The sequence below is a fragment of the Bradyrhizobium centrolobii genome (assembly GCF_001641635.1).
Classification (GTDB): domain Bacteria; phylum Pseudomonadota; class Alphaproteobacteria; order Rhizobiales; family Xanthobacteraceae; genus Bradyrhizobium; species Bradyrhizobium centrolobii.
Map to the genome: position 1 here is coordinate 29,948 of NZ_LUUB01000026.1, position 21,584 is coordinate 51,531.

The window sequence follows — 21,584 nt, forward strand, 5'->3', positions numbered from 1 at the left end:
CGGATATCTGAGATAGACCGGCTCGCCCGAGGATTTGACCGCCGTGATCAGCGGCAGCTCCACGGGGCCGATCAGCCAGTTCGGCGTCTGGATCTGGTAGAAGTCGCCGCCGCAGGCCCACAGCATGAGATCGGCAAACACGATCGAAAGCCCGATCGTCACCATGGTCTGCCGGAGATCCTGACCCTCCATCCGGCGGAAAACGATGACCTGGAGCAGGATCCCGACCAGGGCGGTCAGGATGAAGGCGACGATGAAGCTGAGGATCCAGGAGCCGGTCGAGGCGCTGATGGCATAGCCGACATAGCCGCCGAACAGGTAGAGCGAGCCGTGTGCGAGGTTGACGTTGCGCATCAGGCCGAAGATCAGCGTGAAGCCGCTCGCGACGAGGAAGTAGAGGCCGCCGAGCGTGATGCCGTTGAAGACGGCGTTGAGGAAGACACGCTTGCGGCCGATCGCCTCTTCGAGGCCCGGCGGCCAGACTGCGAAGATCAGCCAGAGCACGATAGCGATGGCAATGATGACGATCAGTGCCCAGGCGGGGTGGCGCTCGACAAAGCGGGTCATGGCAGCCGCTCACCCTTCACCGCTCCCCGCAAACGCGGAGAGGGAGCAAGACCGCAGCGACCTTGCTCTGCGTCGCGCTTCGAATGCAGGTCGGACAGCCTTGCGCAGGCTGCGTACCTCGCCATGGAAGTGCCTCTCCCTGGATAGCGATCCTCTATCGGGATCGCGTTCCCCACATCCTAGCGAGGACACAAGGAGAGCGTTTGATCGTCAGTATCTTTTCGCGCGTGCCTCAGGCGCGCAAAACCTTGGCGGCGCGGCGATAATCGGTCGGCGCCATCCCGACATTGGCGGCGAAGAAGCGGGTAAAACCGCTCTGCGAGGAGAAGCCGAGATCAAAGCCGATATCGGCGATCGGCGTCTCGCTGGCCACCAGCGCTTCGAGCGCCTGTTCCATGATCAGCGTGTTGAGATAGAGATGCGGCGTGACGCCGGTCTGGACGCGGAACAGCCGGTAGAAATGCGGTCGCGACAAGCCGGATTCCCGCGCGATCGTATCGAGCTCGATCTCGGCCCCGGGACTCTCCGACATCAGCTTGATGCATTTGCGCACGCGAAAGTCGGTCACCGCGCCGTTCGCGCGCGTGTCGCGCACGACCTCGGCCTGCTGCCAGCTTTCGTCGTAGCAGATATCGATCAGTCGCCGCAGCTCGGAATCGAGACTGGAGAGCGATGGTGCGCCGCACACGAGCGCGGCGGTGCGTCTGATGTGCTTGTCGAGCGCGACGGTTCGCTTGAACTGGGTGCGGCCGAAACGCAGCCGGTCGCTACCGGATGCGTCAGGCGCAAACCATTCGGCGTTGACGTAGAGCACGAAGAAAATCGCCCCGCCGTCGAGATCGGTAGGCAGGAAGTTGTGCGGCTCCCAGGGATTGACGGCGACGACGGAGGACTCAGTGAGATCATAGTGTCCGTCGCAGACATCGATGCATGCCGGCATGCCGCCGACATGGAAGATCAGATGACCTTCACGATGCGCGTGGATGTTGAAAGGGCGGTTCAACTGATAAACCGTCGCCCGACCGAACCGGCCATGGAAGACGGCGAGCGCCCGGCTCATGCCTTCCCCTCCCGAATGTTCTTGTCTTTTCAGTCAGCGTTCAACAACCGGGAAGATATTGCAAGAGCGGAGAGCGTCCGCGTCAGCAAGTCGCTCCCCGGTCGCACGTGATGCGTCAGTACTTCTTACATTCCGGCACTGTCCGGCTCGGCAAACCGATCTTGGCGAATACCGCCGGATCATAGCCGAGGGTCTGGTTCACATTCGGGATCACCTTCACGACTTTGCTGAACAGCGCTCCCTTGCCGTCATCGACGACTTCTGTGACGAAGTTGGTGCCGATCGCCTGGCGATTGGAGTCGAGCTTGATCTTGCCGTTCGGCGCGTCGAGTTCGATCTTTGCCAGCGCGGCCTTGAACTTCGACTGATTGTCGCTGAGGTCGCCGTTGACCTCGCGCAGCGCGAGGATCAGCGCCATGGTCGAGCCGTAATAGTTGGTGGCCAGGAGCGACGGGCTCGGGAAGCGCTTGTTGGGCGGGAAGGCGTCCTGATAGGCCTTCACGAACTTCTGCCAGCCCGGATCCTCCCACGTGTCGGCTTGGCCGCTCGCCGCGATGGTGCCGATCAGCGCGTTCTTCGCGTTGCCCTTGGACGAGAGGATGGTCTGGTCGATCATGATGGAACCGCCCATCAGATGCGCCTTGCCGCCGGCCTGCTGATACTGATTGAGGAAGTTGACGGCGTCCGCGCCGCCGAGCCCGAGATAGATGGCATCGACGTCGTCGGGCAGGGCGGCAATGACGGAGGCGAAATCCTTGGTGCCGAGCGGCACCCATTGCCGGTTGGTAACCTGTCCGCCCTGTCCGCAGAATTCGAGCACGAGCCCGAACACCTGCGTGTAGATGAAGGAATAGTCCTCGCCGACGGTTGCGATCTTACGATAACCCTTGGTGTCATAGGCGTATTTGCCGAGGCCCACCTGCCACTGCGCGCCGTCCATGTTGTAGCGGAAGAAGTTCGGGGCAGGATCGACATAGGTGGTTTCCTGCGCACCGGATGCCGCATTGATGAAGGTCAGCTCGGGATGGGTTTTTGCAAAGTTCTTCACGGCGATGCCCTCGTCGCCGGAGAGCGGCGACAGCAGGATCTGCACCTTGTCCTGCTCGATCAGCTTGCGCACGGCGCGCACCGCGGAGTCCGGCGTCGCATCGGTGGAGGCAACGATGAATTCAAGCTCCTTGTCGCCGACCTTCTTGCCGAGCACGTTGAGCGCCGTCTGATGGCCACGCATGCCGTCCTCGCCGAGCACCGTGTAAGTTCCCTCGAGGGTTGCGGTGACGCCGACCTTGATCTTTTCCTGGGCGATTGCGGCGCCTGAAAGAAAGAGGCTGCTTAGCGCGATCAGTCCCACACTGCATTTCGACATTGTACTCCTCCCTGTATCGCCGATTTGTTGCCGCGCCGAACCGGCGCGAAGCCCGTGGCTCTCGAAAGGCTCTCGGTCTCTTGAATGAAGGCTAACCGAAGTCGGATGCGGCGCATGCGCGGGTACCTCGTTCGGCTTGACGAGCAGTCTCATTTTGAATGTTGCGGCGCAATTGGCTTCGCGGGTGCAATAGCCGACTGGCTTGCGGCGTTCGCGCGACCGTTGCGTAAGGGGGACGCCAGCCAGCCATAATCAAGAAAGAGAGAGATGTGAGGGATATCACATGGCGGACTCGGGTCTTGCACTAGTCAGAGCTTCATCTCTCTCAGAACCAAAGGAAGTTCGCATGAAGCTCCTGATGATCTCCGGCCTGACTGCCATCGCGGTTCTCGCGGCCGCGACGAATATGCCGCGATCGCACCCATCATCGTCTGTAGCAGGGATGCCGGCAATGCAAGAGATGCATAAGGCGCAACAAGGCAAACTGCCGGTTGACGATTTCGAAGATCGATCCCTGGTGTATCCAAGGGGAGTGCAGCCGTAGGTAGAATGCCGCCTTTGCGTCCCGACCAGTGGTTCGCGATGTGTGTGTGTGTGTCGGACAGCTCCCACAACTTCGAACAGCTCGATGCGTCAGGCGGCTCGTCCGCTTGCGAGAGCAGCGGTGTCACACGGGATGTCTCAAGGGCTCATGAAAATCGGGTTGATCTCAACAGGGGTGCCGAACAGTCCGAAGGATTGAAGCAGCGCGCGGTGGAGGTCGACTTCAAGGACAGCCAATAGTAGCGCTAACACGGCGACGATGTAGATGAGCAGTGGCGACGCGTCCCGGGTGGCGGGATCGCGATTTCGCGGCAGCATGACGCGAAAGTGCCACAACCGCGAGATGAGCTGCAGATATGCTTTCGGGTGTATTTGCATGTTCGGCCTTGGTTCGTGAGGGGCCTTTGGCAAGACTGCGATCACTTGGGTCGCCATTCAAGGCGCCGCTTGTCGCACTCTGGAACCGAATACGAGCTGCCTTCGTTGGGCTGGATCAAATCAGTAGTTTTTGTCCGGACGTCGGGCTTGCCGGCCAAACCGCAAAGACCCGCAGAATGGTCGCCGGCAGGAACCGACACAAGCCAGGCAGAATGGCAAGGTGGTGGGTTGCTTCGCTTGAGTGTTTCCGACGGCCAATGGATTTGATCTTGCGTCTCGCCACCGCGCTTCTGACAGCATCGCTGCTCCTGGCGCTGCAGCCCGCGCAAGCGCAGTTGGCGGGACACGGCGGGCCTGTCCGCGCAATCGCCGTTTCGGCCGATGGCAAGACGGTTCTGTCGGGTAGCTTCGACACGGCAGCGATCCGATGGTCCTTGGCAACCGAGTCCGCCGAGCAAGTCCTTCGCTTTCATTCGGGTGCAGTGAACGCGGTTGCCTTCCTCCGAGACGGAAGAATGGCAACTGCCGGTGCGGACGGCCAGATTGCTATCTGGACGCCGGGCCGGCCGCAGCCGGACCAGGTTTTCGAAGGCCATACGGGACCCATTGTCGGGCTCGCCGTTTCGCCCGATGCATCGAAGCTCGCATCAGCCTCGTGGGACCACACCGTGCGGATTTCATCGTTGCCCGACGGTGGGACGCGCGTGCTGCAAGGTCACTCGCAAAACGTGAACGGCGTGGCCTTTGCTCCCGATGGAAAATCGCTGGTGAGCGTGGGCTACGATCTGACGGTGCGGATCTGGCGCCTGCCGGGCGGCAGCCCCGAGATCGTTATGATGCCGGCGCCGCTGAATGCCGTAGCCATCTCGCCTGATGGCGAAATTGTCACCGGCGCAGCAGACGGCAAGCTGCGCATGATGACTGCCGATGGCAAGGGGAACGGCGAGGTCACGGCCGGCGCTAAGCCGATCGTGGCCTTGGCGATCTCCCGTGACGGCGCCTTGATCGCCGCGGCGGGAATTGACGGCACCGTGGCGATCGTCGATCGCAAGGTGCGCAGCGTGCTGCGCACGCTCGCCGGGCTCGGGAAGCCGGTCTGGTCGGTTGCGTTCCTGCCCGATGGCGCGACGCTCCTGACCGGCGACGCTGACGGCAAGATCAGGCGCTGGAATGCGCTGACCGGCGTGGCGATCGGATCGAACGTGCTGGGCACGCCGGCGGATCCGCTCGCCGCCTATGCCGGTGATCACGGCGCCGAAATCTTCAGGGCCTGCGTCGCCTGCCACACATTGTCTGAGACGGAGGTGCAGCGTGCCGGCCCGACGCTTGCCGGACTCTACGGCCGGAAGATCGCTTCGCTGCCGGGCTATCGCTTCTCCGACGCACTCAGGGCGATGGACATCGTCTGGACGCCGGAGACCGTCTCAAAACTGTTCGAGATCGGGCCGAACGCCTATACGCCCGGCACGAAGATGCCGGAGCAGCACATCGGCTCAGCCGAGGATCGCCGCGCGCTCACGGACTTTCTGGCGCGTGCGACGTCGAAGTAGGTCGATTTGGTGGTAAACGCTCAGCGCCCTCCTCGAACGCGATCGGTTCGCGCGAAGAAAACGCCGACAAGGCTCTAATACCCCGGCCATTGCTCCACGGGAATATTCGTTAGCTCCGGGCGCTCCTTGAGCATGCGAGCGACGTCAATGTTGGGATGCTCCTTGAGCGCCGTCACGACACACTGGTTGACGTATTTCCGGCGTGACAGCCACTTGATCTTCTTGCCTTTCGCCTCCGCCTTGCAGGCGACGATTGCCTGCTTGAGCGCAACCTTTTCCGCCTTGGTGAGCGCGGCAGCCTCGGCTGCTCCGTTGGCAAGGACCGTGGTCGTAAGGCACGTCAACAGTACCACCGTGAAACGAGACATGCGGCTAATCCTTGTTCTCGCGTTGGCGCAGATAGTCATCCGTCGTCCGTGGCGGCGCGCGTTCCGGAACGCCCTGGAACGGGTCGAATTGCTGTTCGCTCATGACAATGACTCGGCAGTCGGCGCACATCCGTAAGGCGTCGAGCCGTCTGTCGCCGGCGGGATACATCCAATGCCGGCCCTCGAGCTTTGCCGCGATCCGGTCGATCGTGCTCTTCACGCCGAATGGCTTGCCGCAGCGGATGCAAAGCGCGGGCTCCTCCTCCTTGATCACTTGCGCGGGCGCGCGGGCCGCGCGGAAATCGATCTGCGGCTTGAGCGTGATGACCTTTTCTGGGCACGTGCTCTGGCACAGGCCGCATTGCACGCAGGCGTCTTCGACGAATTTGAGCACGGGGCGTTCGGGATCATCGCGAAGCGCGCCGGTCGGACAGACCGAGACGCAGGACAGGCACAACGTGCATCCATCGGTATTGACGCTGATCGCGCCGATCGGCGCGCCTTGCGGCAGGGCGATCACGTCGACCGGCTTGGGTGCCAGGCGGTGTAATTCGCTGAGGGCTAGGCGAAGCAGATCGCGCCGCTTGCCGACTGTCTTGAAGGTTGCGGGCGTCCCGACTGCCGCAAGCGTCCCGATCCCGCTCAACTGCGCTCCGAGAGCGTCGGGATCGTCTGTTTCGATCGTGGCCACGCGGCATCCCCCAAATCCGAGCCCAGCCAGAATGACGTCGGCCATGGCGATCGTCTGTGACAGTCCGGTCACCTCGTGCCGCGGTTTTGCGCGCAGCAGAAACCGCACGGCAGCCACGCCATACGCGAATCCGCCGATGATAGCCTCCAGCCCGATCTGCGTCAGCTCGTTGACGGCGAGGGGAAGCACGTTGGCCGGCAATCCGTCGCCATGACGGGCAAGCGCATCGATCAGCGGCATGCCGTGCTGGCTGTCATGCAGCAACAGCACCGGATGCGTGCCGCCGGCCTCGTGATAGGCGAGCAACATGGCGCGAAGGACTTGCAACTGGGTGTCGGCGGGCGGCAGCGCGTAGGATGCAGCTCCTGTGGGGCAAGCGGCTGCGCATTGGCCGCAACCTGCGCACACTTCTGCGTTGACGGCGACATGGTCGCCGTTGGGCGTGATCGCGCCGGTCGGGCACAGATCGAGGCAACGATGGCATCCGGTCAGCTTCGAGCGCGAATGCGCGCAGAGGCTGGGCGTGAAGTCGACATATCTCGGCTTGTCGAAACTTCCGACGAGATCGCGAGCGGCAAGTACCGCGCGCAGCACAGCCGCGGGATCTCTCGGATCCGCGCGGAGATAGCCGTCCCGCAGGTCGTGCGCGGGAAACAGCGGTGGCTCGCCGCAGAGGTCGAGCACGAGATCGCAGCGCGAGGTCGCGCCGTTGCGCTCGGTTTCGAACACGAAGCGGTCGCGCGACGACGGGTGTGGCTGCGCGTAGCCGTCGATCGTGAGCTCGAAGGCGCCAAAATGTCCCCGCGCGTTGCGGATCGTGCCCTTCACGATCGGGAACACTGCCGCGGCAGGCGGCGTGATGTCTGCCGGCCTTTTGAGCATGACCGTGACATCGAGATGATCTGCAAGCAGCCGCCCGGCTTCGATCGCCGCCTCATCACAACCATAGATCAGGATGATGCCCTCACTCGACAATGTGACCAGCGGATAGTCCGGTGCGGGAACCTCCGCCGCCGCAAGCAGCGCCGCCATCTTGGCGCCCGCATTCGCGCCGTCGTGCGACCAGCCCGCCGTCTCGCGGATGTTGACGAAGGTGATCCCGCCAGGGCGCTCGCCGCTCTCATCGGTAAACTGCGCAGCCTGCTGCGTGCAGGCGACCGTCAGCGGGCCGTCCGCCTTCGCGGCGTCGCGGAAATGGTCGAGTTCCGCGCCGCAGAGATGACGAAAGCTGCTGATTTCGCAATTGGGGCATCCACGCCGGATCGCAGCCGTGTCAAGGCGCATCGTGTCTTCACACGAGCAGATCAGGACGGTCTTCGCTGGCTGCTCCAGGTGAATCCCTCCGTCAGTGCGGCGCCGACTTGCGGACTCGCGCCATTCCTGCACCTCGTATAGATATTCACTTTCGGGAAGAAAAGGAAAGTGGAGGACGGTCTTGGGGTCGACCCCAACCAGCCACGTTTCCCTGGCGGAACCGATCCATCTGCCGCCACCATTTACGCTCGTCCGGTTGCGCGAGAGCGGAGACGCCTTCGCTCACGCTTGCCGCATTGCACCCAAGAGCGGCGCCGGCACGCTGGTGTTCGTCGGGCGGTTCGATCTTGCCGAATTTGCCGTGGTGCTCGAGCCGGGCGAGCCCTTGAGCACCGCGCGGCGCGCCTTCTACGCCGGCATGGTCGCGCTCACTGACGCTCTTCGCGCCTATGCGCCGCCCAACAAGACGGTTGCGATCGGCTGGCCCGATGCTGTGAGGATTGACGGCGGGCTGGTCGGCGGCGGGCGTTTGGGGTGGCCGCCATCCGTGCGGGAGGACGAGCCGCCCGAGTGGCTCGTGTTTGGCGCCATGATCCGGACGGTCGCAATGAGCGAACGGGGGCCTGGCGTTCATCCGCTCGCGTCTGCGCTGGACGAGGAGGGATTTGGCGAGGCCGGCGCCGTGCAAGTGACGGAAAGTTTTGCGCGCCACCTGATGCGGGCGATCGACGGCTGGCAGGTCGATGGCTTTGACGGCATCGCGCGCGATTATTTGAGCCGCGTAGCCCGCGAGCGGAAAACCATCCTGCGGATCGATGATTGCGGGAATCTCCTCATACGCCACATCAACGCTGACCGGATTGAGCGGAACGAACTCATCAAGGCGCTCGCCACTCCGTCCTGGCTCGATCCCCAGCTCGGAGGGCCGCGACTGTGAAACTGCTGCGCACCATCGCGCTCGATCCCTCTGACACCTTCGTGTTCGACGTGCCGGCCGCGTCAGGCGAATGGGCCGTCTCCGGCGCCTTCCGCTTCTGCGATCAGGATCCGGCGCATCTGAGCGGCAAGGCGCGCGCGGCCTTTCGCAGCGGCTTCCTCGGGGTGCAATCCTGGGGCTGGTCGACGCTGGTGCAGATTGTGCCGGCGACTGAGGACGATTGCCGGACGCTGATCGAACTCCTTGCCAGGCAACTCGTCGATCGTTTCGGCGCGCCGGATCTGGCAACCGCGCGGACGGCTGCGGAAGAGGAAGTCGCCTTTGCGCGGTCGCTCTGTGCGCATCCGATCAGTTCGCTCATTGCCGTCCACCGTTCGGTGAGCGACGGCGAAGTCCGCGAGTCATTCCGCAGGCTGCAACTGCGGAAAGGGCAGGGACACGGCAAGGCATTCTCGTTCATGGAAATCGAGGATGAAGTCGAACCCGACAGCGATCTCAGGCTTGCCGATATGAGCCAGGAGCCGCGGCACTGATGAAGGATTTCTGGATCGCGTGCGGCCACCATCTGCTCGATCGCGACGAGAGCGGCGGGCTTTGCGTGACCGACGAGTTCCTGAAGGCCTATTTCGCCCGCCCCGAGCTGATTCCGCCGGACGAAGCCTGCCCGGTCGAGCGGCAGTTGCACCGCGAGCTGCTCGCCGCTCCCCGCCGGCCGGTCAGAGCGGACGAGATCGCAGCGATTGTCGATGCAGATGCCCGGGAGAACTGGCGGTTCGTGCTTGCCTTTCGCGATCTCCTCGTGCGGCATCCGACGCTCGAGGCCGCCTATCTTGCAACCGTCCGGTCGGGGGTCAAGGATTTGCCGCCGCTTTTCGTCAATCAGCTCGTGCACGTGATCCTGCGCAACACGCTCGATGGCTGCGATGATCCGTTCGTGCTGCGCGCAGCCGAGCTGTTCTTCCGGCCGCAGCGCATCCTGCCGCAAGAACGGGCCCTGCTGCTCGGCGATGAAGAGGTTGTCGGCGGGCAGAGCCCGACCCCGGTGCTCTCGCTGATGTCGATGCTGGGGGCCGTTGGCGATGCCCAGCTGGACGTCTTGAGCGAGGACAATGCCGAGGACTATTGGCACCGAAGCGACCATTTCGACATGGCGTTCGACCTCACCGCAGGCGGCCGCGGGCCGAGAGCGCTGGCGCAGGCGATGACGCGCTGGGTCTCCCATCTGCTCGGGATCGACGTCACCATCGAGCCATTGCGCGAGCTGCGTGATGCGCAGCTCACCTGGTATGTTGGGCTCGATGCCGATGCGACCAGGCTCGGCGACCGTCTCTGGCATGGCGAACGGCTCGACGATCGCAGCGCCGGACGCGTGCTCTCATTGTTCCGCCTGACGTTTGCTGACACGAGCATGGCCGCAGACGAGATGCAGGGCGAGCCAGTCTATCTCATTCTGTCGATGGACACCGATCAGAAGCTGCGAATGAAGTCGCAGAATTTGCTGACGGGGCTGCCGATTAAACGCCTGGAGATGGTGACGTGAGCCCGGTCGCGCTGCCGCTTGTGAGCATTCCCGTCGGCGTCGTGGTCGAACGGCACAGGGCGGACTCGCCTTGGACCGAGTTTGTCTGGCGCGCGGTCGCTGTGCTGCCGGACGAGCCGGACACCAAACCCTGGACGGTGCTCCGCGAAGAGGACGGGACGACGCTGTTCTATGCCGGCAGCGCCACGGTCGATCTCTACAGTTCCGAGACAGCGCGCTATCGCGACAATCTCGTTTCGGGCAGTCCGAGCATCTGGACCGTGTTGTCGCCTGCGGAAGGCGCCTGGCCCTATTCGGTGGCGGCCGCCACTGCCGATCCCGCGGAAGGCGAGGCGTTCACGGAGGCCGGTGCAAATCTCGTCGAGGCCGTACCCATGCCGGAGATGCTGCGCAGGCAGATTGAAAGCTTCGTTGCCGAGCACCACGTCGAACGTGAGTTCTTCAAACGCGAGCGGCGGCAGGCCGATCCAGAGGCGCTGGCGCGCCGGCAGCATCATGAAGGCGGACACGAATGAGTGAGGACAAGTTGAGTGAGGATAAGTTCCTGGCACGCTGGTCCCGTCGCAAGCGGGAGGCAAAGGCGAACGCCACGCAACCGGCCCCGGCAATACACGACGACATGCAGTCAGCACCGCCGCCCCGCGTGAAAGACGACGAAGTGGAATTCGACCTTTCGAGCCTGCCTCCGATCGACTCGATCACATCAGCGACCGACATCAAGGCGTTCCTGCGCAAGGGGATTCCGCAGGAGCTGACGCGTGCGGCGCTTCGTCGCGCCTGGAGTGCCGATCCTGCCATTCGCGACTTCGTAGGGCTTGCGGAAAATGCCTGGGACTTCAACGATCCGACCGCGATGCCGGGCTTTGGTCCGCTGGATTGTTCGGAGGGGGAACTGGCCGCGCTCGTTGACAGAATCGTCTGTGGCCTGCGCGCCTCGGCCGAGACGCTGTCTGAGACGCCGGCTGTAGTCATGGATCCTTCACGGGAATTGCGCCAAGCCGAGACGTCAAGAGTTGATGTCGAAGATGTCGCGACCGCTGAACCCGAACCTGTTCCTGCTGCAACGCAACCAACGCTCGTTGAAAACACTGAAAGCGAACGGGTGTCGCTTCGGCGCCGCAGGCATGGCAGCGCGCTGCCCAGCTAGAGGTCCGACGAAAGGCTATAGCCTCAGGCTATGGGGAGGCGATTGACCCCCCGCGGAGCAGGGACTACCTTACATCTAGCGCTTTGTAACAGAAGCAAAATCAAGCACCTGGGACTTGGATGGGAGGTCCACGTGCGTGATGATGGCCTTGAGCGAGCCATTGGCGCCGCTGGCGGCGTTGCCCAGCTTGCGCGCAAAATCGGTATCAGCCAGCCCTCTGTTTCGAACTGGAGCAAGGTGCCCGCACAACGGGTGGTTGCGGTCGAAGCGGCCACCGGCGTATCGCGCGATCACTTGCGCCCTGATCTGTACAGCGAGCCGCTCTTGTCCGAAGAACCGATTGATCCCGTGGACGCAGCGCGAGCGAAGGAATATCTGCTGCTCGCCTCGCTTCTGTCCGCAGCACCGTCGAAAAACTTGCTCGATCAACTGGCTGCTTTGACCGGCGATACGACGCCGCTCGGGCGCGCGCATGCTGCGCTCGCTGCAGCCGCCGCCAACGCGGTCGAGACGAAGGCCGAACGCGAATATTTCAACCTGTTCGTTGGCCTCGGCCGCGGCGAGCTCTTGCCCTATGCCTCCTACTACCTGACCGGCTTTCTCAACGAGCGGCCGCTGTCGCGCCTGCGCGCTGATCTCACTGCGCTTGGGATCGAGCGCGTCGCGAACAATCCTGAGCCGGAAGATCACGCGGCCATCCTGTGCGAGATCATGGCAGGCTTCGCGGGAGGCCGCTTGGCGGCGTCGTTCGACACGCAGCGCGCCTTCTTTGAGAAACACCTCGCGCCCTGGATGGGACGGCTGTTCGCCGACATCGAGAGCGCGGAGAACGCCACCTTTTATCGTGCGGTCGGTGCGTTCGGTCGCGTCTTTATCGAGATCGAGGCGGAAGCATTCACATTCGCCAACTGACCCGCACGCGCGGGTCCAGGAGGGATGCGATGAGTAGAGACAAGAAAGTCACGGTCGGGCGCCGCGACTTCCTGCGCAAGGTCGGCATTGGCACGGTCGGCGCAGGCGCGACGCTCGCGACACCGCTGGTCGGGCCTGCGCAGGCCGACAGCGAGACCAACGATGAGAAGCGCAAGGCGCGCTACAAGGAATCCGATCACGTCAAGGCCTTTTACCGCGTCAATCGTTATCCGGCTAAGGGAGGCTGACCGTGCTGATCAAGCGAACAAACCAGCGTCCCCTGCGCCACGGCTCCGTTGTCGAGTCCCTTGCAGGTCAGGCCGGCGGTCTCGACCGCCGCAGTTTCCTGCGCAAATCCGGTCTCGCCGGCGGCGCGCTCGCAGCACTCGGCACCCTGCCGGTCGGCAACGTGCGCAAGGCGGAAGCAGCGATGGCCGGTCCGCTCACCGCGGGCGCGACCGTCCGCAAGAGCATCTGCACGCATTGCTCCGTTGGGTGCACGGTGACGGCCGAGGTCTTGAACGGGGTATGGATCGGCCAGGAGCCGAGCTGGGACTCCCCGATCAACCGCGGCTCGCATTGTGCCAAGGGCGCCTCCGTGCGCGAGCTCGTGCACAGCGAGCGGCGGCTGCGCTATNTATCCGATGAAGCTCGTTGGCGGGCAGTGGACCCGCGTCTCCTGGGATACCGCAATCAACGAGATCGGCGACAAACTTCAGGCTGTACGTGAGAAGTCGGGGCCCGATTCCGTCTATTGGCTCGGCTCGGCCAAGATGACCAACGAAGGCGCCTACCTGTTCCGCAAGCTCGGCGCGTTCTGGGGAACCAACAACACCGATCACCAGGCCCGCATTTGCCATTCAACCACCGTCACCGGCGTCGCCAACACCTGGGGCTACGGCGCGATGACCAACAGCTACAACGATATCCGCAATGCGAAGACGCAGGTCATCTTGGGCGGCAATCCGGCCGAGGCGCATCCGGTATCGCTGCAACATCTGCTCGAGGGAAAAGAGCTGCAGAAAGCCAACTTTGTCGTCATCGACCCGCGCCTGACGCGTACGGCCGCACACGCGACCGATTATGTGCGGATGCGGCCGGGCACCGACATCCCGGTGCTCTACGGCATGATGTGGCACATTCTCCAGAATGGCTGGGAGGACAAGGAGTTCATCCGGCAGCGCGTCTACGGGTTCGACGATCTTAAGAAAGAGGTTGAGAAGTGGACTCCGGAAGAAGTCGAGCGCGTCACCGGCATTCCCGGCGAGCAGCTCAAGCGCGTTGCCAAGATGTTTGCCACCGAGAAGCCGGCGACGCTGATCTGGGCCATGGGCCAGACCCAGAAGACCGTCGGCACCGCCAATGTGCGGGCCAGCTGCATCGCGCTCCTGATGACCGGCAATGTCGGCAAGGCCGGCGCGGGTGCCAACATCTTCCGTGGCCACGACAACGTGCAGGGCGCAACCGATGTCGGGCTCGATATCGTCACGCTGCCGTTCTACTACGGGCTCGCCGAGGGCGCCTGGAAGCACTGGTCGCGGGTTTGGGAGGTCGATTATGACTTCCTGAAGTCACGCTTCGACTCCAAGCAGATCATGGAAACCCCGGGCATCCCGCTGACCCGCTGGTTCGAAGCGGTGACGCTGCCGAAGGATCAGGTCGCGCAGAAGGACAATGTGAAGGCGGTGTTCGTGCAGGGACACGCCTCCAACAGCATCACCCGTATTCCTGAATCTCTCAATGGCCTGAAGGCGCTCGAGCTGCTCGTTATCGCCGACCCGCATCCGACGACCTGGGCCTCGCTCGCAGTCGAGGCGGGGCGCAAGGACGGCGTCTACGTTCTCCCGGTCGCCACGCAATTCGAGTGCAAGGGCTCGCGCGTGGCCTCCAACCGCTCGCTGCAATGGGGCGAGCAGATCGTGAAGCCGATCTTCGAGTCGAAGGATGATCTCGAAGTCATCTATCTCCTGGCGAAGAAGTTTGGCTTTGCCGACCAAATGTTCAAGAAAATCAAGGTCGAGAACAATCTTCCTGAAGCAGAGGATGTACTGCGCGAGATGAACCGCGGCAGCTGGTCGACCGGCTATTGCGGGCAATCGCCCGAGCGCCTCAAGGCGCACATGAAGAACCAGGCGAAGTTCGACATGCTGACCATGCGGGCGCCCAAGGACGATCCCGAGGTCGGGGGCGACTATTACGGCCTGCCCTGGCCATGCTGGGGATCACCCGAGGTCAAGCATCCCGGCACGCCGCTGCTCTACAATACCAATCTGCATGTGATGGATGGCGGCGGCACGTTCCGGCCGCGCTTCGGTGTCGAGCGCGAGGAGAAGCTGCCGGATGGCACGACGCGGAAGGTGAGCCTGCTCGCGGATGGCTCGTACTCGTTGGGCTCGGCAATCCAGGACGGCTACCCGGAATTTACGCTGGCAAGCCTGAAGAAGCTCGGCTGGGACACCGAGCTCACGGAAGCCGAAATGGCGGTCATCAACAAGATCAATCCGGCCAATCCGGACACGGTGTCGTGGGCGCTCGATCTTTCGGGCGGCATCCAGCGCGTCGCGCTGGCGCATGGCTGCGTTCCCTATGGCAACGGCAAGGCGCGCATGAATGCCTTCGGCTTGCCGGATCCCATCCCAGTCCACCGCGAGCCGATCTATACGCCGCGCGTCGATCTCGTCGCCAAATATCCGACGCTGCCCGACGCCAAGCAGTTCCGGATGCCCAATATCGGCTTCTCCGTCCAGAAGGCTGCGGTGGAGAAGGGAATTGCAAAACAGTTCCCGCTCATCCTGTCGTCCGGCCGTCTGGTCGAATATGAGGGCGGCGGCGAGGAGACCCGGACCAACCCGTGGCTCGCCGAATTGCAGCAGGACATGTTCATCGAGATCAATCCCGCCGATGCCGCCGAGCGCGGCGTCAGGGATGGCGGCTGGGTCTGGGTCACGGGTGCGGAGAACAATTCCAGGGCTAGGATGAAGGCACTCGTCACCGAGCGGGTGGGCAAGGGCGTAGCCTGGATGCCCTTCCACTTCGGTGGCTGGTTTGCGGGCAAGGATCTTCGCGGCAACTACCCGAAGGGCACCGACCCGATCGTGCTCGGCGAAAGTGCGAACACGATCACCACCTACGGATACGATCCCGCGACGGGCATGCAGGAGCCCAAGGTCACTCTCTGCCAGATCGCGGCGGCATAAGGAGCAACGACGATGGCACGTATGAAATTTCTCTGCGACGCCGACCGTTGCATCGAGTGCAACGCCTGCGTCACGGCCTGCAAGAACGAGCACGAGGTCCCCTGGGGCATCAACCGGCGCCGGGTCGTCACCATCGACGACGGCAAGCCGGGCGAACGCTCGGTCTCGATGGCCTGCATGCACTGCACGGATGCGCCCTGTGCGGCAGTCTGCCCGGTGAACTGCTTCTATACCACCGCCGACGGCGTGGTTTTGCACTCCAAGGATCTTTGCATCGGCTGCGGCTACTGCTTCTACGCCTGTCCGTTTGGTGCGCCGCAATATCCGAAGATCGGTAACTTCGGCTCGCGCGGCAAGATGGACAAATGTACCTACTGCGCCGGCGGTCCCGAGGCCGATGGCAGCAAGGAGGAATACGAGAAATACGGTGCGAACCGTCTCGCCGAAGGCAAGCTGCCGCTGTGCGCCGAGATGTGCTCGACCAAGTCGCTGCTCGCCGGCGACGGCGAGATCATCGCCCAGATCTATAAGGAGCGCGTGCTGAAGCGCGGCTACGGCTCAGGCGCGTGGGGCTGGAAGACCGCCTATCGCGAGACGATCGAGTCCTGAAGCAGGTCGCGGGCGACGTGGCACACCGCCGAGGAGGAGTTGATGTCGTCATTTGCAAGGTTCATTCGACACGTCATCGGTGCGTGGGCGTTGCTTCTGTTGATCGCGGCAGGAGTCCCGGCATCGTCATCGGCTCAGCAGATCAATCCGACGGCGAGCTCGGTCAACGAGCGCCAGCTGCTCCAGGAGATGGACCGGATCCAGGGGCGCGTCAGCATTCCCGACCAACGCTCCAGCGTGCTGATGCAACCGGCTGGCCGCGAGTGGCGTGAATTCCGCAACGTCGCGCTGCGGTGGATCGGCGGCGTCGCCATGCTCGGCATGCTGGCGGTGCTCGTGATCTTCTATTTGACGCGCGGCATGGTTCGCCTCGAAAGCGGGCGATCCGGCCGCACCATCGTGCGGTTCAATGCGTTTGAGCGTTTCGTGCACTGGATGACCGCGACCTGCTTCGTCATCCTTGCGATCTCGGGACTGAACATCACGTTCGGGCGGCCGCTGCTGCTTCCGCTGATTGGATTTGACGCCTTCTCGGAATGGTCGCAATGGGCGAAATTCGCCCACAACTACCTGAGCTTTCCCTTCACAATCGGCGTCGTGCTGATTTTTCTGATGTGGATCGGCGGCAATATCCCGAACAAGGTGGATCTGGAGTGGATCAAGCGCGGAGGCGGCCTGATCGGTCACGATCATCCCCCGGCACGCCGCTTCAACGCCGGTCAAAAGGGGATCTACTGGATCGTTGTGATCGGCGGTGGTCTCGTCGCTGCGACCGGGTACCAGCTCATGTTCCCGTTCTACCTGACGGGAATCGAAGGCATGCAGATTGCCCAGATCGTTCACTCCGTCGTAGCCGTGTTGTTTATCGCCGCGATGATCGCGCACATCTACATCGGCACGATCGGGATGGAAGGTGCCTTCGAGGCGATGGGATCAGGTGAGGTAGATGTCAATTGGGCGCGCGAGCACCACAGCCTGTGGCTCGACCAGGAGCTGGCGCGGAGCGGCCCGAACGATTCTCAGCCACGGCCTCGCCCTGCCACATCCGCGGCCGAATAGAGCTGGCGGAGCCATTGTCTACAGGCGCACGCCCGTCGTCGCAAAGGCTTCTGCGACGGGTTCCTGTATGCTGTCGAGCACGGCAACTCCAATCGCAGCGATTACGATCGCCGCAACGCAGGCAAGGATGAAAGCCTTCATCGCGATCCTCCAGACAAGCTGACTTACGAACTTACGAATTGTTATACAGGATGTCCGGTCGCGAACAAACGCTGCGCTTGCGCAAACAACCGCAGTAAGGCCGCCGTTGAGGGGCGTTCGACGTGTCACCTTCGACTGTGCACTAAAGAATCCGAAGACAGATTTCGCTTCGAATCCTGACCTGTATGGGCCTGGAACGCGCAGGCTGCGGAGCGTCTGTCCAACACAATTTCTCAGTCATGCAGGGTCGGTTTGAGCCAAAATATATCAACGAAATTAAAGATTTATATCAAAAATTCGCTGTTGCGCCGATGGCGATTTCGCTCACGTTAAATTCGGCGTGCGACCTTGCGTAGCGCCGGCGCCATCTTGTTGCAGAGGGTCCCCGAAACGATCATGACGTCGGACTGACGGGGCGAGGCGCGGGGCTGCACCAAACCGTTCAATATCGTATCTCGGCATGGACACCTGCATTTGCTCGATCGCACAGCACGCGAGCCCAAATGTCATCCACATCAGAGAGCCCGACCGCGCCCATGTGATCCGGTCGTCGAAGGGAGCGACAAAGAAGCCACGGTCTCCGAGATTGCTTTGGACGTCGCCAAACGGAGCGGTACCGAGATAGTTCATGGCAGTATCGCCTTGCACGCCTTGCCTGATGCAGCAATCTCCGCTTCTCCTAGACGTTCCTATTCTGCTCGGGAGCAGAAATGTCGGCGATTCCGGCTCCGTCGAATGGATCTGATGTAACTTATGTACCGCCGCTCACTCGGCTAAGAGCCAAGCGGGTTTCGACCTCTGGACTGGGATACGGAACAACGAGGAGCCAGAAACAATTGGCATGGTCAGTCGTTGCTTCAGACACCGGACCTTAAGTGGGTGTACCATGAAGCGAACTCTGTTCATGCTAGTTGCAGCGCTCGGTACGCTCGGCACGTTAGCAAGTGTTCCGGCCAAGGCGGTTGAATTCGGCGTAGGCCCCGGCGGTGTGTACGTCGGTGACGACGACGGCCGCTATTATCGCAACTACCGCGAATACGGCGATTGCCGAACAGTTGTTGAGCACAGAACCAACCGATTCGGAGAGGACGTGACGATCCGCAGACGCATCTGTGACTGATTGCAGAATGCTGCCCTGAACGTCGCATCTGCACGGCCTCGGTTCCTCCCTGAGGCCGTGCTTTCGCATTCATGCCCGATCAATCAGGCGATGACGAGTTCTGCGTCTTCTTGGGTAAGAGAGGGGGCGCGCGTCGGCCAGGCAGCCGGCATTGATACGATTCGAGCGCGAAGGCACAGTCGATGCCTTACAACGTGCTCGCGCTCCTTCAGCGTTTTGCCATGTGATTGCGACCGCCTTCGCCGGTTCGAGCTTCAGCAGACAGTATATGGGCTGGTTGGCGAGGGCAAAACGGCCGACGGAGATCGTCTCGCGAAGGCTCGGGTCTTGGGTTGAACACGCGATCCGTCTATCACCTCAAGTTGGCCGCAGCGGTTCAGGGTATGCAACTTCCTGCCAGGCCATGCCGGTCCGGGTCTAAGAGAGTGGCGAACGATCTGCTTGAATGTCGTCGGCGACAGTTCGACAACCTCCGCCATCCCGAGCGCTGCGCCGTATCCGTTGGCACAATCCTGGACCGGTCGCCACAATCTTTCATTGATGGTCACGAAATTCCCCGCCGGTCGCGCGCTTGAGCGATCGATCAGGACCGGGTTGCTGGCATGGGGCAACCAGGGGCCGAATAGGTGTTTGGCGTAAAAGATCGCCAGCGAATCCGAATAACCGCCGGTTCCGTCGCGCCAAGCTCCGAACAGATAATTCATGCCGTTGTGCCGCGTGATCGTCACGTCGGCCAGCTCAAGGCCTGAGAGGAGCGTCGAGTGTCGCTCCCATTTGTCCGGAAACCGAACGCATTTGTAGAGGGCGACGTCCCCGTGTAGAGAACTCTCCGGGATCATCCACAACTCGCCGCTATCCTCGATCAGAAACGGATAGGACAGGTGCCAGGGCTCCTCCAGCACGGGCACGACCTCTCCGACCGGCCCCGCGTCACCGAACTCGTTCGCCGAAATGATTCCTTTTCCAACCCGGTGATCAAGGTCTTCGAAGAAGACGAATGTTCTTCCCTGCCATTTGATGGGAAAGGGATCGGCGTAGAAGCGATGTCCTGGATCTCCAAGAACGTTCCAGCTTGGCCCGGATAGGTCTCCAGTCTGCCAGACGCCCGCGCTCGCATTGTAGCGCCATCCGACGTGCCAATGCGGGGCATAGCAGCAGAGGCGATATATCTCCTTGGCGATCGATACGGCTAAGCCGCGCGCAACGTATCCGGCGGGTCGCCGGCGGATGCTTTCCCCGGCGGGATGCGCCAGCTGCGGCAGAATGCGCGGCCTTCCCGACAGGATTGCCGTCACCATGGTCAGGGCTCGCGCCATGACAGTTTCGAGAGCACCGCTCAAGCCGGCCGCAATCTCTCCGGAAGGATGGCCGCGATCGAGGACCGAACCATCGATCTCGTTGACGATTTCGATAACCGGCAGGTCGCCCGCGAGAATGGCCGCCAGCACAGCGTTTTCGCCTGCGGCTCCATTGAACAGCGGGCGGAGATACAGCCGGGCAGAGCAGTTCGGATCCCTTGCGGCGCTTGTGAAATCGACAATCACGTCGGCCGTGCCCGTGCGAGCCTGCGTCCGTTCCGGAATGATTTTCAGTTTATCGGCGCCACCGTGTTTGCCCTTGCGCAACACCACGCGCTCGAGTTCGAACAGCGCGTCGAGACCGGCGGTCGGTGACTCTGCCGTTGCGGTCCACACGACTTGAACCGGAACATCCCGGCCGTCGACCGACAACGTCTCGCGGCACATCCATTGCCGCGCATGCTCACGTTCGCAGCGAAACTCGATTATCATGTCGAGCCAATCTATTCCAATGCGCCCGATCAAATGGCCTGGCTGAGAATTTGAACGTATTCCTCCACCATGGCATCTACCGAATAGCGCGACTTCAGGCCTTTGGCGTTTTGTCGCAGTTCGTCGCTCAGGGTTTGGTCTGTTAGAATTGTGGAGACGGCCGCCGATAGCTTCGCATGGTCAGAGGCATCGACGAAGAGTGCCGTGGGCCTTCCCTCGAAGGACAGCACCTCGCGCAAGACGGGAAGATCGCTAACGACGGAAGGAACACCGGCGTTTGCGGCTTCGACCGCGGCCAGACCGAAGGTTTCGGCTTGCGTAGGAAATACGAACACGTCCAGACAAGCGAGAAAGTCCGCCATTCGGCGCGGGGGGATTTCGCCGACCAAATGCAATCTGTCGGATACTTTCAACTCATCTGCCAACAGCCGTAGCCGCGCCTCGTCGGCCCCCTGGCCGGCCAGTGCAAGGTGCCAGGACGGTTCACCCGGCAAAAGGCGTATCGCCGCATCAAGTCGCTTATGCGGGTGCAACCTTGCAGCGCAACCGAGCAGGACGCGATCCGGCGGCAGATTGAATTGTTGTCGCGCAGCTTCTCTCGGCAGAATGAGCGCCTTGTCGTCGAAGCCGTGTGGGACATGCACCATGCGCGACCGATAGGCTGCGGGGTAGCGCGCGTACTCGCGCTGCATGTCCAGCGAGTTGAGCGTTATGCGGTTGAAAAAGCCAAGGCTGCCCATGACGATGTCGGCCGTGCGGACCGGCCAACTCATCGACATCGCAGATGAAACCTGATTGGCGACAACCGGTGCGCGGCTGACGAGGCGAGACACGCCTCCGCCGATGACGTTGCCGAAATGCTGAAACGTCAGGACGGCGTCGGGCCTGGTGGTCCTGATATGATCACCGAGCTTCCACAGCATGCGTAGCAGCGTGAGCGGATTTCCCGGTCGGCTCGACGCGCAGTAGAACGTATTGGGCGGTTCGTCGAACGAATCCGATTTGCGGAAGAAGAACAGATTGGAGACCTGATAGCCGCGTGCGGTGAGGCCGGCACCAAGCAGCCTGGAGATCTCCTGGGCACCTGCGTTCTCGGCCTGGGTCTGCACGAGAAGAACATGCGGCTTGGGCCCGCCGCTGTTGGATCGCGCGACTGGCGCGGTCGACGAACGCATCGGTGCCTCGCGCAATTCTGTGCTTGGCTGATAACGGAGCACGGATTCCTACCCGTTGAAGGAATGGAATTTTTCTCGTGGCCCGTACCTATCACGCGAAGCGCGAATGGACACCGAGTAGAAACGAATGGAGTTAATGCGCAGCCTGCGCGATCGGACATCGTCATGAGTAAATTCCGT

21 protein-coding genes and 3 pseudogenes are annotated in these 21,584 nt (G+C 62.3%); 14 read left to right on the plus strand and 10 right to left on the minus strand.

Features of this window, described 5'->3' with window-relative positions:
• The 3 genes from AYJ54_RS51945 to AYJ54_RS04415 form a co-directional block, all read right to left on the minus strand.
• On the minus strand, positions 1–567 hold a 567-nt coding region (locus AYJ54_RS51945; RefSeq protein WP_245328883.1), incomplete at its 3' end, for a branched-chain amino acid ABC transporter permease.
• A 232-nt stretch (positions 568–799) separates the two neighbouring features.
• Positions 800–1,627: a helix-turn-helix domain-containing protein gene (locus AYJ54_RS04410; RefSeq protein WP_063696819.1), complete on the minus strand. Its 828-nt coding sequence runs from the start codon at positions 1,625–1,627 to the stop codon at positions 800–802.
• A 115-nt stretch (positions 1,628–1,742) separates the two neighbouring features.
• Complete coding sequence (locus AYJ54_RS04415) at positions 1,743–2,993, minus strand: ABC transporter substrate-binding protein (RefSeq protein WP_063696820.1); 1,251 nt, start codon at positions 2,991–2,993, stop codon at positions 1,743–1,745.
• A 346-nt stretch (positions 2,994–3,339) separates the two neighbouring features.
• On the opposite strand from AYJ54_RS04415, the gene AYJ54_RS04420 reads away from it, so the two are divergent.
• Entirely contained in the window at positions 3,340–3,537 is a 198-nt protein-coding gene (locus AYJ54_RS04420; RefSeq protein WP_063696822.1) for a hypothetical protein, read from the plus strand.
• A gap of 137 nt (positions 3,538–3,674) precedes the next feature.
• Here AYJ54_RS04420 and AYJ54_RS04425 read toward each other — a convergent pair whose 3' ends face one another.
• Entirely contained in the window at positions 3,675–3,971 is a 297-nt protein-coding gene (locus AYJ54_RS04425; RefSeq protein WP_245328884.1) for a hypothetical protein, read from the minus strand.
• A 200-nt stretch (positions 3,972–4,171) separates the two neighbouring features.
• Between AYJ54_RS04425 and AYJ54_RS04430 the strand changes: the two genes are divergently transcribed.
• Complete coding sequence (locus AYJ54_RS04430) at positions 4,172–5,464, plus strand: c-type cytochrome (RefSeq protein WP_063696824.1); 1,293 nt, start codon at positions 4,172–4,174, stop codon at positions 5,462–5,464.
• Positions 5,465–5,538: 74 nt separating this feature from the next.
• Here the strand turns inward: AYJ54_RS04430 and AYJ54_RS04435 are convergent, their stop codons facing one another.
• Both AYJ54_RS04435 and AYJ54_RS04440 read right to left on the minus strand, forming a co-directional pair.
• Positions 5,539–5,832, minus strand: coding sequence for a hypothetical protein (locus tag AYJ54_RS04435; RefSeq protein ID WP_063696826.1), 294 nt, complete (start codon positions 5,830–5,832; stop codon positions 5,539–5,541).
• A 4-nt stretch (positions 5,833–5,836) separates the two neighbouring features.
• Complete coding sequence (locus AYJ54_RS04440; RefSeq protein WP_063696827.1) at positions 5,837–7,807, minus strand: 4Fe-4S binding protein; 1,971 nt, start codon at positions 7,805–7,807, stop codon at positions 5,837–5,839.
• A gap of 151 nt (positions 7,808–7,958) precedes the next feature.
• Here AYJ54_RS04440 and AYJ54_RS04445 point away from each other — a divergent pair, with 151 nt between their 5' ends.
• The 11 genes and pseudogenes from AYJ54_RS04445 (at position 7,959) to AYJ54_RS04490 (ending at position 17,178) form a co-directional block, all read left to right on the plus strand.
• Positions 7,959–8,714, plus strand: a complete 756-nt coding sequence (locus tag AYJ54_RS04445) for a biotin/lipoate--protein ligase family protein (protein ID WP_245328885.1) — start codon at positions 7,959–7,961, stop codon at positions 8,712–8,714.
• Positions 8,711–9,247 carry a DUF6505 family protein gene (locus AYJ54_RS04450; protein ID WP_063696829.1) on the plus strand — a complete coding sequence of 179 codons (537 nt, stop codon included), beginning with the start codon at positions 8,711–8,713 and terminating at the stop codon, positions 9,245–9,247. Before AYJ54_RS04445 ends, AYJ54_RS04450 begins: the two co-directional genes overlap by 4 nt.
• Positions 9,247–10,254, plus strand: coding sequence for a DUF6352 family protein (locus tag AYJ54_RS04455; protein WP_063696830.1), 1,008 nt, complete (start codon positions 9,247–9,249; stop codon positions 10,252–10,254). Before AYJ54_RS04450 ends, AYJ54_RS04455 begins: the two co-directional genes overlap by 1 nt.
• Positions 10,251–10,769 (plus strand): DUF3305 domain-containing protein, encoded by a 519-nt coding sequence (locus AYJ54_RS04460; RefSeq protein WP_063696832.1) that lies wholly within the window; start codon positions 10,251–10,253, stop codon positions 10,767–10,769. The genes AYJ54_RS04455 and AYJ54_RS04460 overlap by 4 nt, the downstream gene beginning before the upstream one ends.
• An 11-nt stretch (positions 10,770–10,780) precedes the next feature.
• Entirely contained in the window at positions 10,781–11,401 is a 621-nt protein-coding gene (locus AYJ54_RS04465; RefSeq protein WP_063696974.1) for a DUF3306 domain-containing protein, read from the plus strand.
• A gap of 132 nt (positions 11,402–11,533) precedes the next feature.
• Entirely contained in the window at positions 11,534–12,313 is a 780-nt protein-coding gene (locus AYJ54_RS04470) for a molecular chaperone TorD family protein (protein WP_063696833.1), read from the plus strand.
• Positions 12,314–12,342: 29 nt separating this feature from the next.
• Entirely contained in the window at positions 12,343–12,561 is a 219-nt protein-coding gene (locus AYJ54_RS04475; protein WP_063696835.1) for a twin-arginine translocation signal domain-containing protein, read from the plus strand.
• 2 nt (positions 12,562–12,563) lie between these two features.
• Positions 12,564–12,950: pseudogene (locus AYJ54_RS51950) on the plus strand (formate dehydrogenase); the annotation flags it as partial.
• A 1-nt stretch (position 12,951) separates the two neighbouring features.
• A pseudogene (locus tag AYJ54_RS51125) lies at positions 12,952–15,510 on the plus strand (formate dehydrogenase subunit alpha); the annotation flags it as partial.
• Between the two features lie 12 nt (positions 15,511–15,522).
• A complete protein-coding gene (gene fdh3B / locus AYJ54_RS04485; RefSeq protein ID WP_063696837.1) occupies positions 15,523–16,119 on the plus strand; it encodes a formate dehydrogenase FDH3 subunit beta in 597 nt (198 codons plus the stop codon).
• A 42-nt stretch (positions 16,120–16,161) separates the two neighbouring features.
• The gene (locus tag AYJ54_RS04490) at positions 16,162–17,178 is read left to right on the plus strand and encodes a formate dehydrogenase subunit gamma (protein WP_063696839.1); all 1,017 of its coding nucleotides are present in this window, start codon (positions 16,162–16,164) and stop codon (positions 17,176–17,178) included.
• 18 nt (positions 17,179–17,196) lie between these two features.
• Here AYJ54_RS04490 and AYJ54_RS53405 read toward each other — a convergent pair whose 3' ends face one another.
• Together AYJ54_RS53405 and AYJ54_RS04495 are read right to left on the minus strand one after the other, a co-directional pair.
• Positions 17,197–17,319, minus strand: coding sequence for a hypothetical protein (locus tag AYJ54_RS53405; RefSeq protein ID WP_283808628.1), 123 nt, complete (start codon positions 17,317–17,319; stop codon positions 17,197–17,199).
• A gap of 344 nt (positions 17,320–17,663) precedes the next feature.
• A pseudogene (locus AYJ54_RS04495) lies at positions 17,664–17,898 on the minus strand (NADH-quinone oxidoreductase subunit B); the annotation flags it as partial.
• 307 nt (positions 17,899–18,205) lie between these two features.
• Between AYJ54_RS04495 and AYJ54_RS48885 the strand changes: the two are divergent.
• Complete coding sequence (locus AYJ54_RS48885; RefSeq protein WP_136623432.1) at positions 18,206–18,439, plus strand: hypothetical protein; 234 nt, start codon at positions 18,206–18,208, stop codon at positions 18,437–18,439.
• 254 nt (positions 18,440–18,693) lie between these two features.
• Here the strand turns inward: AYJ54_RS48885 and AYJ54_RS04505 are convergent, their stop codons facing one another.
• Positions 18,694–20,229, minus strand: a complete 1,536-nt coding sequence (locus tag AYJ54_RS04505; RefSeq protein ID WP_063696843.1) for a glucosamine inositolphosphorylceramide transferase family protein — start codon at positions 20,227–20,229, stop codon at positions 18,694–18,696.
• Positions 20,230–20,258: 29 nt separating this feature from the next.
• Positions 20,259–21,446, minus strand: coding sequence for a glycosyltransferase family 4 protein (locus tag AYJ54_RS04510; RefSeq protein WP_063696844.1), 1,188 nt, complete (start codon positions 21,444–21,446; stop codon positions 20,259–20,261).
• Between the last annotated feature and the right edge of the window lie 138 nt (positions 21,447–21,584).